15 protein-coding genes and 1 riboswitch are annotated in these 15,287 nt (G+C 70.1%); of the genes, 6 read left to right on the top strand and 9 right to left on the bottom strand.

The window, feature by feature from the left end:
- Nucleotides 1–28: 28 nt before the first annotated feature.
- Both GCU42_RS02780 and GCU42_RS02775 read left to right on the top strand, forming a co-directional pair.
- A complete protein-coding gene (locus GCU42_RS02780) occupies nt 29–601 on the top strand; it encodes a LemA family protein (RefSeq protein ID WP_114227945.1) in 573 nt (190 codons plus the stop codon).
- Nucleotides 602–605: 4 nt separating this feature from the next.
- Entirely contained in the window at nt 606–2,519 is a 1,914-nt protein-coding gene (locus tag GCU42_RS02775) for a DUF2207 domain-containing protein (RefSeq protein WP_162789232.1), read from the top strand.
- A gap of 4 nt (nt 2,520–2,523) precedes the next feature.
- Here GCU42_RS02775 and GCU42_RS02770 read toward each other — a convergent pair whose 3' ends face one another.
- Nucleotides 2,524–3,048: a GNAT family N-acetyltransferase gene (locus GCU42_RS02770; RefSeq protein WP_168713090.1), complete on the bottom strand. Its 525-nt coding sequence runs from the start codon at nt 3,046–3,048 to the stop codon at nt 2,524–2,526.
- A 12-nt stretch (nt 3,049–3,060) separates the two neighbouring features.
- Nucleotides 3,061–3,291: a 50S ribosomal protein L31 gene (rpmE, locus tag GCU42_RS02765; RefSeq protein ID WP_114227948.1), complete on the bottom strand. Its 231-nt coding sequence runs from the start codon at nt 3,289–3,291 to the stop codon at nt 3,061–3,063.
- 94 nt (nt 3,292–3,385) lie between these two features.
- Nucleotides 3,386–3,521: riboswitch (cobalamin riboswitch) on the top strand.
- Nucleotides 3,522–3,599: 78 nt separating this feature from the next.
- Here rpmE and GCU42_RS02760 point away from each other — a divergent pair.
- The 4 genes from GCU42_RS02760 to GCU42_RS02745 are packed head-to-tail and all read left to right on the top strand — an operon-like array spanning nt 3,600 to nt 7,822.
- Nucleotides 3,600–5,444: a TonB-dependent receptor plug domain-containing protein gene (locus tag GCU42_RS02760; RefSeq protein ID WP_114227949.1), complete on the top strand. Its 1,845-nt coding sequence runs from the start codon at nt 3,600–3,602 to the stop codon at nt 5,442–5,444.
- The gene (locus tag GCU42_RS02755) at nt 5,416–6,162 is read left to right on the top strand and encodes an ABC transporter substrate-binding protein (protein ID WP_114227950.1); all 747 of its coding nucleotides are present in this window, start codon (nt 5,416–5,418) and stop codon (nt 6,160–6,162) included. Before GCU42_RS02760 ends, GCU42_RS02755 begins: the two co-directional genes overlap by 29 nt.
- The gene (locus GCU42_RS02750; protein ID WP_162789234.1) at nt 6,159–7,127 is read left to right on the top strand and encodes a FecCD family ABC transporter permease; all 969 of its coding nucleotides are present in this window, start codon (nt 6,159–6,161) and stop codon (nt 7,125–7,127) included. Before GCU42_RS02755 ends, GCU42_RS02750 begins: the two co-directional genes overlap by 4 nt.
- The gene (locus tag GCU42_RS02745) at nt 7,124–7,822 is read left to right on the top strand and encodes an ATP-binding cassette domain-containing protein (protein ID WP_114227952.1); all 699 of its coding nucleotides are present in this window, start codon (nt 7,124–7,126) and stop codon (nt 7,820–7,822) included. The genes GCU42_RS02750 and GCU42_RS02745 overlap by 4 nt, the downstream gene beginning before the upstream one ends.
- A gap of 1 nt (nt 7,823) precedes the next feature.
- On the opposite strand, the gene fabZ is transcribed toward GCU42_RS02745, so the two are convergent.
- From fabZ to uppS, 7 genes are all read right to left on the bottom strand, one after another.
- Entirely contained in the window at nt 7,824–8,297 is a 474-nt protein-coding gene (gene fabZ, locus GCU42_RS02740; RefSeq protein WP_114227953.1) for a 3-hydroxyacyl-ACP dehydratase FabZ, read from the bottom strand.
- Between the two features lie 4 nt (nt 8,298–8,301).
- Entirely contained in the window at nt 8,302–8,886 is a 585-nt protein-coding gene (locus GCU42_RS02735; protein WP_114227954.1) for an OmpH family outer membrane protein, read from the bottom strand.
- Nucleotides 8,886–11,480, bottom strand: coding sequence for an outer membrane protein assembly factor BamA (gene bamA / locus GCU42_RS02730; RefSeq protein ID WP_114228366.1), 2,595 nt, complete (start codon nt 11,478–11,480; stop codon nt 8,886–8,888). The genes GCU42_RS02735 and bamA overlap by 1 nt, the downstream gene beginning before the upstream one ends.
- A 163-nt stretch (nt 11,481–11,643) precedes the next feature.
- Complete coding sequence (locus GCU42_RS02725; protein WP_114227955.1) at nt 11,644–12,774, bottom strand: M50 family metallopeptidase; 1,131 nt, start codon at nt 12,772–12,774, stop codon at nt 11,644–11,646.
- On the bottom strand, nt 12,774–13,934 hold the full coding sequence (locus GCU42_RS02720; protein ID WP_114227956.1) for a 1-deoxy-D-xylulose-5-phosphate reductoisomerase: 1,161 nt from the start codon (nt 13,932–13,934) through the stop codon (nt 12,774–12,776). The genes GCU42_RS02725 and GCU42_RS02720 overlap by 1 nt, the downstream gene beginning before the upstream one ends.
- On the bottom strand, nt 13,931–14,578 hold the full coding sequence (locus tag GCU42_RS02715) for a phosphatidate cytidylyltransferase (protein ID WP_240309481.1): 648 nt from the start codon (nt 14,576–14,578) through the stop codon (nt 13,931–13,933). Before GCU42_RS02715 ends, GCU42_RS02720 begins: the two co-directional genes overlap by 4 nt.
- Complete coding sequence (gene uppS / locus GCU42_RS02710) at nt 14,575–15,243, bottom strand: polyprenyl diphosphate synthase (protein ID WP_240309515.1); 669 nt, start codon at nt 15,241–15,243, stop codon at nt 14,575–14,577. Before uppS ends, GCU42_RS02715 begins: the two co-directional genes overlap by 4 nt.
- Between the last annotated feature and the right edge of the window lie 44 nt (nt 15,244–15,287).

Genomic DNA, 15,287 nt, shown 5'->3' with positions numbered 1-15,287 from the left:
GCCCCCGAGACAATCGGGGGTTTGGGTCATGGGGCTGGTTGGCTGGATCGTCATCGGGGTCGTCGTCCTGCTGCTGCTTTACGCGGTCGGGCTCTATAATCGGCTGGTGCGGCTGCGGGCGCTGACCAAGGAGGGCTTCAGCGGGATCACCGTCCAGCTCCGCCGCCGCGCCGACCTCATCCCCAACCTCGTCGAGACGGTGCAGGGCTATGCCGGGCACGAGCGCGAGACGCTCGAGGCGGTGACCGCGCACCGGACCGACGCGATCCAGGGCACCGGCTCGGTCGCCGCGACCGCCCAGGCCGATGCGCAGATGACCGGGATGCTCGGCCGCCTGATGGCGGTCGCCGAGGCCTATCCCGACCTCAAGGCCAACACCAACTTCCTCGAATTGCAGGAGCAGCTGGGCAGCATCGAGGGCGAGCTGCAGGGCGCGCGGCGCTACTACAATGCGACCGCCCGCGACCTCAACACCGGCATCCAGAGCTTCCCGGCTTTGCTGATCGCCCGCCCGATGGGGTTCAGCGAGGAGCCCTATTACGAGGATGCCGATGCCTCGATCCAGTCGGCGCCCAAGGTCAGCTTCAAGCCGGCGGCCTGAGCCGATGCGCCGGTTCGCGGCGGCGCTCGCCGCGCTGCTGGTCGCGCTGCCCGGCGCCGCCGCGGCCGAGGAGCGGATCGCCAGCTACGACTCGCGGATCGCGATCCAGAAGGATGGCGCCCTCGACGTCGTCGAGACGCTCGACGTCACGGTCGAGAACCAGCGGATCAACCACGGCATCTACCGCGACTTCCCGACCCGCTACCGGGGGCCGCACGCCAAGCTGGTCAAGATCGGCTTCACCCTCCTCGGCACCACCCGCGACGGCCAACCCGAGCCGAGCAGCACCGAGGCGATCGGCAATGGCGTTCGGGTCAAGATCGGTGACGCCAACCGCACGGTCCCGGTCGGCGACCATCGTTATACCATCCATTACCGCGCCACCCGCGAGCTCGGCTTCTTCGACCGCTATGACGAGCTCTACTGGAACGTCACCGGCAACGGCTGGATCTTTCCGATCGACCACGCCAGCGCGACCGTCACCCTCCCCGCCCCGGCCACCTTCGGCCAGCGCGCCTTCTACACCGGAAGCCAGGGCTCGACCGATCGCAATGCCGCCGTCACCGCCGAGCGGCCGGGCGAAATCCGCATCGAATCGACCGCCCCGCTCGACGCCTACCAGGGCCTGACGATCGCGGTCTCCTTCCCGAAAGGAATCGTGTCGCCACCCTCGAAAACCCTCAAGGCGGGCTACTGGCTCGCCGATTACGGCCCGCCGCTGACCGGCGCGGCGGTGCTGGTCGCGCTGCTTGGTTTCTTCTGGCGCGCCTACCGCCGTGTCGGGCGCGATCCGCGGGCGGGTCCGGTAGTGCCTTTGTTCTCCCCGCCCGCCGACCTCTCGCCGGCGGCGATGCGCTATCTCGAGACGATGACCTGCGACAATCGCGCCTTCGCGGCGGCGCTGGTCGACCTCGGCGTCCGCGGCCACATCCGCCTGACCGAGGAGGACGGCGGCTGGTTTTCCAAGGACACCACCCGCATCGACCGCCTTCAGGGCACGTCGCCGCTTCCCGACGAGGAAGCCGCGATGCTCGATGCGCTGATCGCGATGCCCGATCAGTCGCTCGAGATGAAGCAGCAGAACCACAGCAAATTCTCGGCCGCCTCACAGGCGCTCGAGATGCCGCTCAAGGAACGGTTCGACGGCAAGCAGTTCAAGCGCAACCTCGACTGGGCGGTGATCGGGCTGGCGCTGGTGCTGGGCGGGCTATGGCTCACCGCGACCACCATGGGCCTCGCCGCCGGGGTCGCCGGCCGCTGGCTGCTGATGGGCATGGGCGCGCTCGCCGCGACGCTGTTCCTGCTCTTCCTCCGCCAGGGCGCGCGCGGCGGGATGCGGACCTTGTGGACGATCCTCGCCGGGATCGCCGGCGTGATCGTGGTCGTCGTTAGCCTGCCGATCGCGCTCGCCGGGGTCGAGATGACCGGCCTGCTCCCCTTGCTCGGCCCGCTGCTGGCGGTGCCGGTGGCGCTGAGCGCCTTCAAATGGCTGTCCGCGCCGACGGCGGAAGGCCGCAAGACGCTCGATCAGATCGCCGGCTTCAAGCAATATCTCTCGATCGCCGAGCAGGACCGGCTCGAGCGGATGACCGGCGGCCCGGCGCCGACGCTCGACCTATTCGAGAAATATCTGCCCTACGCGATCGCCTTGAAGGTCGAGAACAAGTGGGCCGACCGCTTCGCCGCGCAGCTGGCGGCGGCCGCCGCGGCCAACACCGCCGCGGGGCAGCAGGGCTTCCTGTGGTATTCGGGCTCGCACCAGCCGTGGGACAATCCGGGCGGCTTCGTCCGCGACGTCGGCTCGAGCCTGTCGAGCGCCATCAGCGCGGCCTCGACCGCGCCGGGCTCGTCGAGCGGCTCGGGCGGCGGCGGTTTCTCGGGCGGTGGCGGCGGCGGCGGGGGTGGTGGCGGCTGGTAAGCGCCTAAGCGGCGGGCCGCTTCAACAACACCGTCTCACCATGATAGTCGACCTGTCCCACCCGTGCGAAGCCGAGCCGGTCGGCGAGCTTCAGTGACGGCGCATTGCCCGGGCTGATGATCGCCCAGCTCTCCTGCCCCAGCTCACGGTCGAGCCAGTCGAGCGCCGCGCGGCAGGCCTCGCCCGCCATCCCCTTGCCGTGGGTCGCCGAGGCGAAGACGTAGCCAAGCTCGGGCGCGCCATCCATCGCGGGATCGATGCCGCGGCGGAAATCGGCGAAGCCCATGTGCCCGACCAGCCGGTCGTCACGGTCGGTGACGATCCAGTAGCCGAAGCCGAACAGGCCCCACTGCGCGGTGCCGGCCAGCGCCTTGCGCCAGCTTTCCTCTTCGCTGAGCGGGCGGCCGCCGACGAACTGGGTGACCAAAGGATCGGCCCACAGCGCCGCCAGTTGCGGCAGGTCGTCGGCGCCGAACGCGCGCAAGCGCAAGCGCTCGGTCTCCAGCGTGGGAGCCGAGCGCTGCGTCACCGGCAAGCCGGCTTACTTCTTGCCGAGGGAGAGGCCGCCAAAGCGCTTGTTGAAGCGCGCGACCTGGCCGCCCTGGTCGAGCATGCGGCTGTTGCCGCCGGTCCAGGCCGGGTGGACGGTCGGATCGATGTCGAGGTGGAGGGTGTCGCCCTCTTTGCCCCAGGTCGACCGGGTCTGATACTTGGTCCCGTCGGTCATCTCGACGGTGATGAAGTGATAGTCCGGGTGGGTCCCGCTCTTCATGATCTCATTCCTTTGGAGTGGCTGGTTCCGACCAGCCTGGATGGTGCCCGGCGCCCTTAGCGGGGGGGCCGCCGCTTGACAAGGTCGCGGGCCGGCCCGAGAGGCGCCGCCAGGCCCAGGGGTCAAGGAAGCCGGTGCGACACCGGCGCTCTGCCCGGAACGGTATGCTGCGTCGCCGATCACGGATGACGCGGACAAGTCCGATACTTGCTCTGGCGCCGTCGTCCGTTTCCTTGTCCGGGGTCAGGCTGGGGACGTGGGCTTCGCCCTCCGTGACGACATTCGTGTCGTGACGAGAGGAATGAATTTTGCCCCTGATCCAAGCCGACGTCCCCGCTGCGCTGCAGCCACCCGCCGTCGTGGTCACCGCCGAGCGCGCGCCTGAGCCTCGCGACAAGACCGCCGCATCGGTGTCGATTGTCGATAGCAAGCGGCTCGACCGGCTCGGCGAGCCGCTGGTCGCCAGCGTGTTGCGCCTGCTCCCCTCGGTGGCGGTGGCGACCTCGGGCCCGGCGGGCTCGATCACCGAGGTCCGCATCCGCGGGGCCGAGGCGAACCACACCCTACTGTTCATTGATGGCATCCGCGCCAATGATCCCGCGGCGGGCAACATCCCGCGCTTCGAATTGCTCGGCGCCGACCTCGCCGACCGGATCGAGCTGGTCCGCGGCCCGCAGTCCGCGCTGTGGGGCTCCGAGGCGATCGGCGGCGTGATCGCCCTCAGCTCCGACCCCAGCGCCACGCCCCAGGTCAGCGCCGAGGGCGGCTCGTTCGGCTTCGCCCGTGCCGGCGGTCGCGCCAGCGTCGCTCAAGGCAACCTCTCGGCCAGCGTCGCCGGCGGCTACCAGCGCGCGACCGGGATCGACAGCTTCGGTGCGCCCGGCGGCGACAGGGACGGCTATGCCAACCTCGCGCTCCGGACCCGCATCCAGTGGCGCCCGGCGGATGGGCTGACGTTGGGGCTGACCGGCTTCGCGGTGCGCGGCCGCTCCGACTATGACGGCTACCAGGACTTCGTCCGTGCCGACACCGCCGACGTCACCCGCAATCGCCTCGGCGCGCTCGGGCTCGACGCCGGCTGGAGCGGCGGCGGCTGGACGGTCGCCGCGACCGTCTCGCTGCTCGGCTCGCGCAACCGCAACCTGCTGGCCGGCGACTTCGTCAACCAGACCTCGGGCGAACGCCGCGCCGCCGGGCTCCAGCTGGGGCGCGAGCTGACCACCGGTGCGATCCACCACCGCTTCATCCTCGCCGCCGATGCCGACCGCGAGCGCTTCACCGCCAGCGACGCCGTTTATTCCGGCGCGACCGACCAGCGCCGCACCCGCGCGCACCAGGCGCTTACCGGCGAGTGGCGCGCCGAGGCCGGGCCGCTCACCACCGACCTCGCCGTCCGCCGCGACATCTTCAACCGCTTCAAGGACGCGACCACCCTGCGCGGCTCGGCGCTGCTGTCGCTCGGACACGGCTGGGCGGTCACCGCTTCCTATGGCGAGGGGATCGCCCAGCCGAGCTTCTTCGACCTCTACGGCTTCTTCCCCGACAGCTTCGTCGGCAATCCCGACCTCCGGCCCGAGCGGTCGAAGGGCTGGGAAAGCGGCGTGCGCTACACCGCCGGACCGCTGTCCCTCCGCGCCACCGTCTACCGCCAGCGCCTCCACGACGAGATCATCGACGTCTTCCTGCCGACCTTCCAGTCGACCACCGCCAACGCCAGCGGCGTCAGCAAGCGCGCGGGGGTCGAGCTCGAAGGCGATTGGCAATTATCCAAGGCGATCCGGCTCAGCGCCACCTACGCCTACCTCAAGGCGAGCGAGCGGCGCGACGCGCTCGACCGCCCGGTGCAGGAGCTCCGCCGCCCCAAGCACAGCGGCAGCGTCGTCCTCGATGGCCAGTCGCGGCGCTGGACCTATGGCGCCAGCGTCGCGCTGGTCGGCGCGCGCAAGGACACCGATTTCGACCAATTCCCGGCCCCGACGCTGACGCTCAAGGGCTACTGGCTCGCCGGGGCGCGGGTCGGCTATCGCCTGACCGATAAGCTCGAACTGTTCGGGCGGGTCGCCAACGCGTTCGATCGCACCTACCAGGACGTGATCGGCTACCGCACGGAGGGAAGAAGCGTCGATGGCGGCCTTCGCCTTAGCCTTCGCTAGCGCGGTCCGCGTCGCCTCGCTCAACCTGTGCACCGACGAGCTGGTGCTGGCACTCGCCGAGCCCCGGCAGATCGCCTCGTTGAGCTACCTTGCGGGCGAGCCGGGCGACAGCGCCCGCTGGGCCGAAGCGCGGCGTTACCCGCGCAATCGCGGCACGCTCGACAGCGCGCTGGCCGCGCGGCCCAACCTCGTCCTGACGATGGGCGGCGCCGGCCGCGCGACCGCCGAGATCGCCGCGCGGCTGGGAATGCGGGTGGTCGTCCTCCCCTTCCCCCAGAGTGTCGCCGATGTCCGGGGCCAGGTCGCGCAAGTCGGCGCGCTGCTCGGCCAGCAGGGCAAGGCGCGTCAGCTCGTTGGGACCATCGACCGTTTACGGGCAAGCGCCCCGCCGCCGGCCGACGGCGCCTTCATCGGCGGCAGCGGCACTTCGCTCGCCCCGGGATCACTCGGCGCCGAGTGGCTGGCGCTGGCCGGTTACCGCCAGCGCGCCTTGCCGAACGCCCGCCTCAGCCTCGAAGCGCTCGTCACCTCGCCGCCCAAGTGGCTGATCCGCAGCGATTATCGGAGCGGTGAGGCGAGCCGGCAGCAGGCCTGGTTCGACCATCCGCTCGTCCGGCGGCTGGCCGCGCGGACGACCCGAACCGACGGCCGCGCCTGGACCTGCGGCGGCGTGCCGATGCTCGCCGAGGTGGCACGCTTGCGGCGGGCCCCGCATTGAGCCGCCTTGGCCTCGCCGCGATCGGGCTGGCCTTGCTCGGCCTCGCGGCCCTGGCGCTACTGCTGCCGTGGGCGCCGCTCGGCGCCCTGCTCGACGCCGACCCCGCCCTCGCCCGCACCGTGGTGGTCGAATTGCGTCTCCCCCGGCTCCTCCTCGCGCTCGGCTATGGCGCGACCCTCGGTCTCAGCGGCGCCGCGCTGCAAGCGATCTTCGCCAACCCCCTCGCCTCGCCCGACATCACCGGCAGCAGCAGCGGCGCCGCGCTCGGCGCGGTGCTCGGCAGCTATTTCCTCGGGTTCACCGGTCCGCTCGGCCTCGCGCTGTGCGGCGCGGCCGGCGCCTTGCTAGCGCTCGGGCTGCTCCTCGCCATCGCCGGCCGCCGCGCCGAGCCGCTCAGTCTGCTCCTCGCCGGCCTCGCGATCAGCCTCGTCGCGGGCGCGCTGACCAGCCTCGCGCTCGCGCTCGCCCCCTCGCCATTCGCTTTCTACGACAGCTTCGCCTGGCTGATGGGCAGCCTCGAGGACCGCAGCCTGTCCCAGGCCACCGCCGCCCTGATTCCCGCCGCGCTGGCCGGGACCTGGCTCGTCAGCAGGGCGGCAGTGCTCGACCGGCTCGCGCTCGGCGAGGACGTGCTCGCCGCCATGGGCCACGATCCGCTCACGCTCCGGCGCGGGGTGGTGGTCGCCAGCGCGATCGCGGTCGGGGCGTGCGTGTCGGTCTGCGGCGCGGTCGGGTTCGTTGGGCTTGTCGCGCCGATCGCCGCGCGCTGGCTGTGCCGCGGCCATCCCGGCCGTGCGCTGCTCCCCGCCGCCGCGCTGGGCGCCGCGCTGCTGACCGGTGCCGACCTCCTCACCCGGCTCGCGCCGCTCGGACGCACCATCCCGCTCGGCGTCGTCACCGCCGCGATCGGCACGCCCTTGTTCCTGTGGGTGCTCCTCCGCCGCGCTGGAGGTCTGAGCCGATGAGCGGACCCCTGCTCCAGGCCGCCGCCGTCGCGCTCGACGACCGTCTCCAGCCGACCGACCTCTCGCTTGAGGCAGGCACGCTGACCGCAGTGATCGGCCCCAACGGCAGCGGGAAGACCAGCCTCCTCAAGGCCCTCGCCCGGATCGAGCGGCCCGCCGGCCGCGTCACCCTCGCCGGCGAAAATCTCGACCGGATGCCGCCCGCGCGGCGCGCTGCCCGGCTCGGCTATCTTCCCGCCTCGCGCGACCTCGCCTGGGCGATCCCGGTCCGCGACCTGCTGCGACTTGGTACGGCGGACGGCGATCCGCCGCCCGCCCTGCTCGACCGCTTCGAGCTCGCGCCCCTGCTCGACCGCGCGGTCGACCGCCTCTCGACCGGCGAGCGCGCCCGCGTCCTCCTCGCCCGGCTGCTGGCGAGCAAGCCGGACCTGCTCCTCCTCGACGAGCCGCTGTCGAACCTCGATCCTTATTGGGTGACGACCGTGATCGCGGCGCTGCGGACGGCGGCCGACGAGGGCGCCGCCGTGCTGCTGACGCTGCACGACCTCCATCTGCTCGACCGCTGCGACCGGGTGCTGATGATGACGCAAGGCGCGCTCGTCGCCGACGGCACGCCAACGGCGGTCCGCACGGGCCCGCACTTCGAGCAGGTCTTCCGGGTCAGCGCCGCGGCCGCGACCGGCCACGCAGCCTAACTCAGGCGGCGGGCGGGTCCGCGATCATCGCGGTGAAGTTGGCCTCGGCGGCGAGCTTGCCGTCGACCATCGCCTTGCCGGCGAACTTGCACACGCTGCTGCGCTTCTGGACGAACTCGACATGGAGTTCGAGCAGGCAGCCCGGCTCGACCGGGGTGCGGAACTTGGCGCCGTCGATCGCCATGAAATAGACGAGCTTGCCCGACCCCGCGAGGCCGAGGCTCTCGACCGCGAGGACGCCGGCGGCCTGCGCCAGCGCCTCGACGATCAGCACGCCCGGCATGATCGGGCGGCCGGGGAAATGCCCGGCGAAGAAGGACTCGTTGATCGTCACCGCCTTGATCGCGGTGATGCTCTGGTCCTTGGTCAGCCGGGACACCCGGTCGACCAGCAGCATTGGATAACGGTGCGGCAGCGCGGCCATGACCGCCCGGATATCGAGCGTGCCCACCTCCGCGCTGTCGCCGTCCGTCATATTCTTAGCGGCTCTGCTGCGGCTGCTGGGTCTGCGGCAGCGGGGTGACGCTGACGGCCGGCAGCTGCTGGTTGAGCTGCGCCAGCACCTCGGCGGTGATGTCGATGGTCGAAGCCGCGTACATCACGTCGCCCTTCGCGATGGTGACGTTGGCGCCGCGCGCGGCCGACACGCTGGCGACGATCGTCTGCAGCTTGGCGCTGATCTGCTGGTTGACGTTCGCCTGGGTCGACTGCAGCCGCTGCTGGCCCGAGCCGAGCTCGTTCTGGGCGGCGCGCTGCTGCGCCTCGAAGGCGTTGATCTTGGCCTTGAGCGCGGCGTCCGGCTCCTTGCCGTTGAGCGCCTGGACCTGGGTCTGCAGGGTCGAACCGGTGCTCTGAATCTGCTGCTGGAGGGTCTGCGCGCGGGTGCGCAGCGTCGCCTCCTGGCTCTGCAGCGTGGCCGAAGCCGCGCGGCACGCGGTGCAGGTCTGGCTGATCTGGTCGGTGTCGACCACCGCGACGGCGGCGGCGGGGACGCGCTGCGCCTGCGCGGCGGCGGGAACGAGCGCGGTGGCGGCGAGCGCCGCAACGAAAAGCTTGGTCTTCATCAGAATTGGGTTCCTACGTTGAACGAAAACAGCTTGGTATCGTCGCCTTCCTGCTTGAGCAGGGCCTTGGCGATATCGATGCGGATCGGACCGAACGGCGAGGTCCAGTTGAAGCCGACGCCGATCGACAGGCGCGGCTTGATCGAGTCGCCGAGATACTCTTCCTTGTAGCCCAGCGTGTCGGCGTAGCCCGTGCCGCAGGTCGTGCGCGGATCGTTGCCGTTGATGCGGAACGCGGTCCCGGTGGTGTTGTCCGAGGTCGGCGTGCAGAACAGGCGGACGTCGTTGACGTTGGGACGGCGCAGGCCGAACACCGAGCCGGCATCGATATAGGCCGACGGCCGGATGCCGAGGCTGCGCAGACCCGAACTGGTCGGGAATTCGAGCTCGAGCCGGCCATTGTAATAGGCCCGCCCGCCGAGCGCGTCGGTGGTGTTGTTGTTGGGCGTTCCCAAGCTCAGCGTGCCGTCGGAATTCTTGATATACTGGACGCGGCGGATGCGCGGACCGATGCCGCGGATGTCGAAGCCGCGCAGCTGCTGGCCGAAGAAGCGGTCGGTGATCCGCACCGGGTCGACGTTGGCGCTCGGCGCGCTCTCCAGCGACTTGATGTAGCCGCCCTCGGCGTGGGCCGAGAAGACGAATCCGCCGAACGGGTTCCAATACTTGGTCGCGTCGGCGCGGGTGCGGATGTACTTGGCGTCGCCGCCGAGGCCGGCAAAATCCTGCCCGAAGATCAACCGCTGGCCGCGCGTCGCGCGGATGCCGTTGGTGTCGTCATAGACCGCGGTATAGCCGACCGAGCTGGTCAGACGGTTGCCGAGCTGGTCGCACAGATACTGACCAGCCTTGAACGGATCGCAGACGCCATCGGTGTAGAAGGTCGTCGGGTCGAGCGAGAGCTTGTCGTTCTGCAGCGTGTAGCGCGTGCCGATGGTGACGAACTCGTTGACCGCGAAGCCGAGCCGGATCCCGCCACCGGTCGAGACCTGGCTGTAGGTCGTGTTGCGGGTGTTGTTGACGAGGTTGAAGCTGTTCAGATCGCGGCGGAACAGGTCGACCCCGAACAGGATCGGCTTGTCGAACAGATAGGGCTCGGTGAAGCCCAGCTGGACCGACTTCGAATAGCTCGAATAGTTGACGCCCGCGCTCAGCACCTGGCCGAGGCCGCGGAAGTTGCTCTGCTCGACCGAGGCCGAGATGATGAAATGCTCGAGGCTCGAATAGCCGGCCGAGAGCGACAGCTGGCCGGTCGACTTCTCCTCGACGTCGACGCCCAGCGCGACCCGGTCGGGGGCGACCTGGTTCTGCTTGATCTCGAGCTTGTCCTGGAAGAAGCCGAGGCTCTGGATGCGGTCCTGGCTGCGCTTGACCTTGAGCGTGTTGAAGGCGTCGCCTTCGTTGATCCGGAACTCGCGGCGGATGACCTTGTCGCGGGTGACGGTGTTGCCGCTGATGTCGATCCGGTCGACATAGACGCGCGGCGTCTCGTTCACCCGGAAGGTGATGTCCATCGTCTTGGTGTCGGGGTTGCGGCCGTAGTCGGGCTCGATGTCCGAGAACGCATAGCCGAGCGCGCCGGCGGCCTCCTGCAGCCGCGTCACCGCATCCTCGACCGCCTTGGCGTTGAACCAGTCGCCCTGCTTGACCCCGGTCAACCGGTCGATCGTCTTGGTGTCGAGATCGCGGATCGCCGATTCGGAAGAAATCTTGCCGAACTTGTAGCGCGGCCCTTCCTCGACGACGTAGGTGATGACGAAGTCGCGGCGGTCGGGCGTCAGCTCGGCCAACGCCGAGACGACGCGGAAGTCGGCATAACCCTGCGTCAGATAAAAGGCGCGCAGCTTCTGCTGGTCGGCCGCCAGCCGGTCGGGATCGTAGGTGTCGTTGGACTTGAGGAAGCCCAGCGGCCCGCCCGCCTGCTTGGTATACATCTCCTTGCGGAGGCGACCGTCGGGGAAGGTGTTGTTGCCGATGATGTTGATCGCCCGCACCTTCGACAGCGGGCCCTCGTTGATCTCGAACACGAGGTCGACGCGATTCTGGTCGAGGTTGACGGTCTTGGGCTCGACCCGCGCGCCGAAACGGCCCTGGCGCTTGTAGAGTTCGATGATCCGCTCGACGTCGGCGCGGACCTTGGAACGGGTAAAGATCTGCCGCGGCGCGAGCTTGATCTCGGGCGTAATCTTGTCGTCCTTGATCCGCTTGTTGCCCTCGAGGACGATGCGGTTGATCACCGGATTTTCGCGGATCGCGATCACCAGATTGCCGGTATCGGCGCCTTCGATCTGCGCGTCGGCGAACAGCTCGGTCGCGTAGAGGTCCTTGATCGCCTGATCGAGGGTCTCGGTGTCGTAGGTCTGGCCAGGCGCCAGGTTGGCGTAGGAGCGGACCGTCTCGGGCTCGAGGCGCTCGGCCCCGCGGACCGAGATCGAGCGGATCACGCGCTGGGCCGGCGCCGGTGCGGCGGCGGTCGCCGGAGTTGCCGTGGTCGGCGCAGCGGTCGTCCGCGCCGGAGCAGGGGTCGGAGCCGGGGTGGCGGGTGCCGGCGCGGCGGCCTGCGCCAGCGCCGGAGCAGCCCAGCCGGACAGCATCGTCCCGATCAGCAGCGCCGCACCGAGCCGGCGACTGGAGGTCGGAGAATCATTGGAAATCACGCGCGTCCCCGCTTCAAATCATGGGTGATGGCGTTGCCCCCGCAACACGGCCATCGAATGCGGCGCCCGCCCTGCCCCAGACGCCCGGCTTGTTCAAGCATTAGCCCGCCAAATGGCCGATTCTCTCCCACAGGCCGAACGAGCCTAGGTCGTTGATGGTCGTGAACAGGAACAGGGTCGCGATGGCGGCCAGCCCGCCCCGGAACACCCACTCCTGCGCCCGCTCACCCAGCGGGCGGCGACGAACCGCCTCCACCGCGTAAAGGGCAAGGTGGCCGCCGTCGAGCATCGGGACTGGCAGCAGATTGATGAACCCGAGGTTTATCGAGAAGAGCGCGATCAGCTGGATGAAATCGACGGGACCAAGCGTGGCGATTTGCCCGGCGAGTTGCGCCATCTTGATCGTCCCGTGAAGCTCGCTGAGCGGCCGCCGCCCGCTGACGAGCTGCCAAATCCCCTCCGCCATCGAGCGGGTGGTGTCCCACGTCGCTCCCACCGCTTCGGGCAAGACTTCGAGCGGCCCGACCCTGGCGAACACCGGCGGCGGGGTGGCAACGCCGAGACGGCCGACCTCGAACCGCTGGCCGAAACGGTCGACCTCGACCGCGCGGCCGAGGGTCAGCGGCGTATCGAACTGCCGCCCCGCCCGCTCGAGCCGCACCACCACCCGCTCACCCGGGCGCATCACGGTGAAGGTGCTCAGGTCGCGGAAAGTGTCGATCCCGCGACCGTTCATCGAGATGACCCGGTCGCCCGGCCGGAACCCGGCCGCCGCGGCCGCGCTCCCTTGCGCGACGCCGGCGAACACCGGCGGGGTGCGCGGCACGCCATAGGCCATGAAGAAACCGGCGAAGATCAGAATGGCGAGGAGAAAGTTGGCGGCCGGACCCGCCAGCACCACCAGGAAGCGTTGCCAGACGGCCTTGCCGTGGAAAGCCTCGGCGCGCTCCCTGGGGGTAAGCTGGTCAAGGTTCTTGCCCATGCTCGCCGGGTCCATGTCGCCGGCGAAGCGGACATATCCGCCGAGCGGCAGCCAGCCGATCTTCCAGCGCGTGCCCCTTTTGTCGGTCCAGCCGGCAATCTCGTGGCCGAAGCCGATCGAAAAGGTCTTGGCCCCGATCCCGCACCAGCGGCCGACCAGATAATGGCCCATCTCGTGGATGAAGACGAGCGGCCCGATCGCGGCGAGGAAGGCCAGCACGATCAGCCAGACGGGCGGTTGGGCGAGCATCAGGCTGCACACTCCAGGCGGGCGGAAACGGCGCGGCGGGTGCGCCGGTCGAGATCGACGACATCCTGGATGGAGGTAGGCGCGGGCTCGTCCATGGTCTGCAACGCGGCGTCTACGGAGCCGGCGATGTCCGGGAAGTGAATGGTGCCGCCGAGGAAAGCGGCGACGGCGATCTCGTTGGCGGCGTTGAGCACGACCGGTGCCGCACCGCCCTGCCTCAGCGCCTGGCGCGCCAGCCGGAGCGCCGGAAAGCGTTCGGGATCGGGCGCCTCGAAGTCGAGCCGGCCCGCACTCGCCAGGTCGAGCCGCGGCACCGCGGTCGCCATCCGCTCGGGCCACGCCAGCGTATGCGCGATCGGCACCCGCATGTCCGACGGCCCGAGCTGCGCCAGCTGCGAGCCGTCGACATATTCGACCAGGCTGTGGACGATCGACTGGGGGTGGACGAGGATGTCGATCCGCTCGCCCGGCAAGCCGAACAGATAATGTGCCTCGATCAGCTCGAGCCCCTTGTTCATCATCGTCGCGCTGTCGACCGAGATCTTGGCGCCCATCGACCAATTGGGATGCGCGACCGCCTCGGCGGGGGTGGCGCGGGCCATCTGCTCGGCGGTGCTGGTGCGGAACGGGCCTCCGCTGGCGGTCAGGATCAATCTTGAGACGCGTTCGACGTCCTGCCCCGCAAGGCATTGGAAAATCGCGTTATGTTCGCTGTCGACCGGCAGGATGGTCGCGCCCGAGCGGCGCGCCGCGTCGGTCATCAGCGCGCCCGCGGTGACCAACGCCTCCTTGTTGGCCAGCGCCACCGTCCGTCCCGCGGCAATCGCCGCCATCGCCGGTTCGAGCCCGGCGCAGCCGACGATCGCGGCCATCACCCACTCGGCCTCGCCCGCCGCCGCCTCGGCCAGCGCCGCCGGTCCCGCCCCGCAGGCGATCCCGCTCCCGGCGAGCGCCTCGCGCAGGTCGGGCAGCAGCTTCTCGTCGGCGACGGCGGCGAAGCGTGCGCCCAGGCGGCGGGCGTCAGCGGCGAGCCGCGCGACATTGCTCGCGGCGGTCAGCGCGACCACCTCGAACCGCTCGGGCACGGCGCTCAACAGGTCGATCGTCGACTGGCCGATCGACCCGGTCGCGCCGAGGATCGAGACGGTCCGCCGGCTCACGCCAGTCCCGCGAGCACCGCCAGCCCGGTCAGCACCGCCACCGGCACCAGCCCGTCGAGCCGGTCGAGCGCGCCGCCGTGGCCGGGGATGAGCGCGCCCGAATCCTTGACCCCCGCCTTGCGCTTGAGCCAGCTCTCGAACAGGTCGCCGCCGGCCGAGCCAAGCGCGAACACCGGCGCCAGCAGCAACCACGGCCACGCCAGATGCGTCGCCTGCGCCCAGATCCCGCCCACCAGGCTCGCCGCGACCAGTCCGCCGACGAGGCCCGAGATCGTCTTGTTGGGGCTGATCGACGGCGCCAACTTGGGCCCGCCGAAGGTGCGTCCGGTGAAATAAGCGCCGATGTCCGCCGCCCAGGTGACGATGAACGCCCACAGCACCAGCTCGAACCCCTTCGAGCCCGGCGGCACGCCCGCCCGTTCGCGCACCCACAGCAGCGCCAGCGCGGGCAGCAGGGCGTAAGCGAATCCGGCGAGGTGCCAGCCGATCCCCCACCCCTTCACCAGCCGCGACCATTCGTAGAACATGACCGTCGCCGCAGCCGCGACGAAGATGGCGAACACCGTCCCGCCGAGCCATTCGGCGAGCAGCGCGACAGTGACCATGACGAGCCCGGCGAGGCTCCGCAGCGCCAGTTCGCTCACCGGCCGCCGAACCGCCGCTGGCGCCGGGCATAGTCGGCGAGCGCGCTGGCGAACGCCGCCTCGTCGAAATCGGGCCACAGCACGTCGGTGAAGATGAGCTCGGCATAGGCCGCCTGCCACAGCAGAAAGTTGCTTAAGCGCACTTCGCCTGAGGTGCGGATGACGAGGTCGAGCGGCGGCAGGTCGCGGGTCTGTAGCAAGTCGGAAATCGCGTTCACGTCGATGTCCGCCGGCGCGATCTCCCCGGCGACCGCGCGCTCGGCCAACTGGCGCGCGGCGGCCGCGATCTCGGCCTGGCTGCCGTAGTTGAGCGCGACGACCAGCGTCAGCCGATCGTTGTCGCGGGTCTGCTCGACCGCGCGCTCGAGCCGGGCGAACAATTCGTCGCCGAAGGTGCGCGGCTCGCCGATCAGCTTGAGCCGCACGCCCTGCTTCTTGAGCGTCGCCAGCTCGCGCTCGACATAGAAGCGCAGCAGCCCCTTGAGGTCGCTGACCTCCTCCTCCGACCGCCGCCAATTCTCGCTCGAGAAAGCGTAGATGGTGAGGCACTCGACCCCTGCGTCGACCGCCGCCTGCATCGCGCTGCGCACTGCCTCGGCCCCGGCGCGGTGGCCGGCGACCCGCGGCAGGCCGCGGCGCTCGGCCCAGCGGCCATTGCCGTCCATGATGATCGCGACGTGGCGCGGGACCGGGGCCGGGCCCGTGGCCC

The organism is Sphingomonas ginsengisoli An et al. 2013, from assembly GCF_009363895.1.
GTDB classification, from domain to species: Bacteria; Pseudomonadota; Alphaproteobacteria; order Sphingomonadales; family Sphingomonadaceae; genus Sphingomicrobium; species Sphingomicrobium ginsengisoli.
This window is presented reverse-complemented; position numbering and strand designations above follow the sequence as displayed.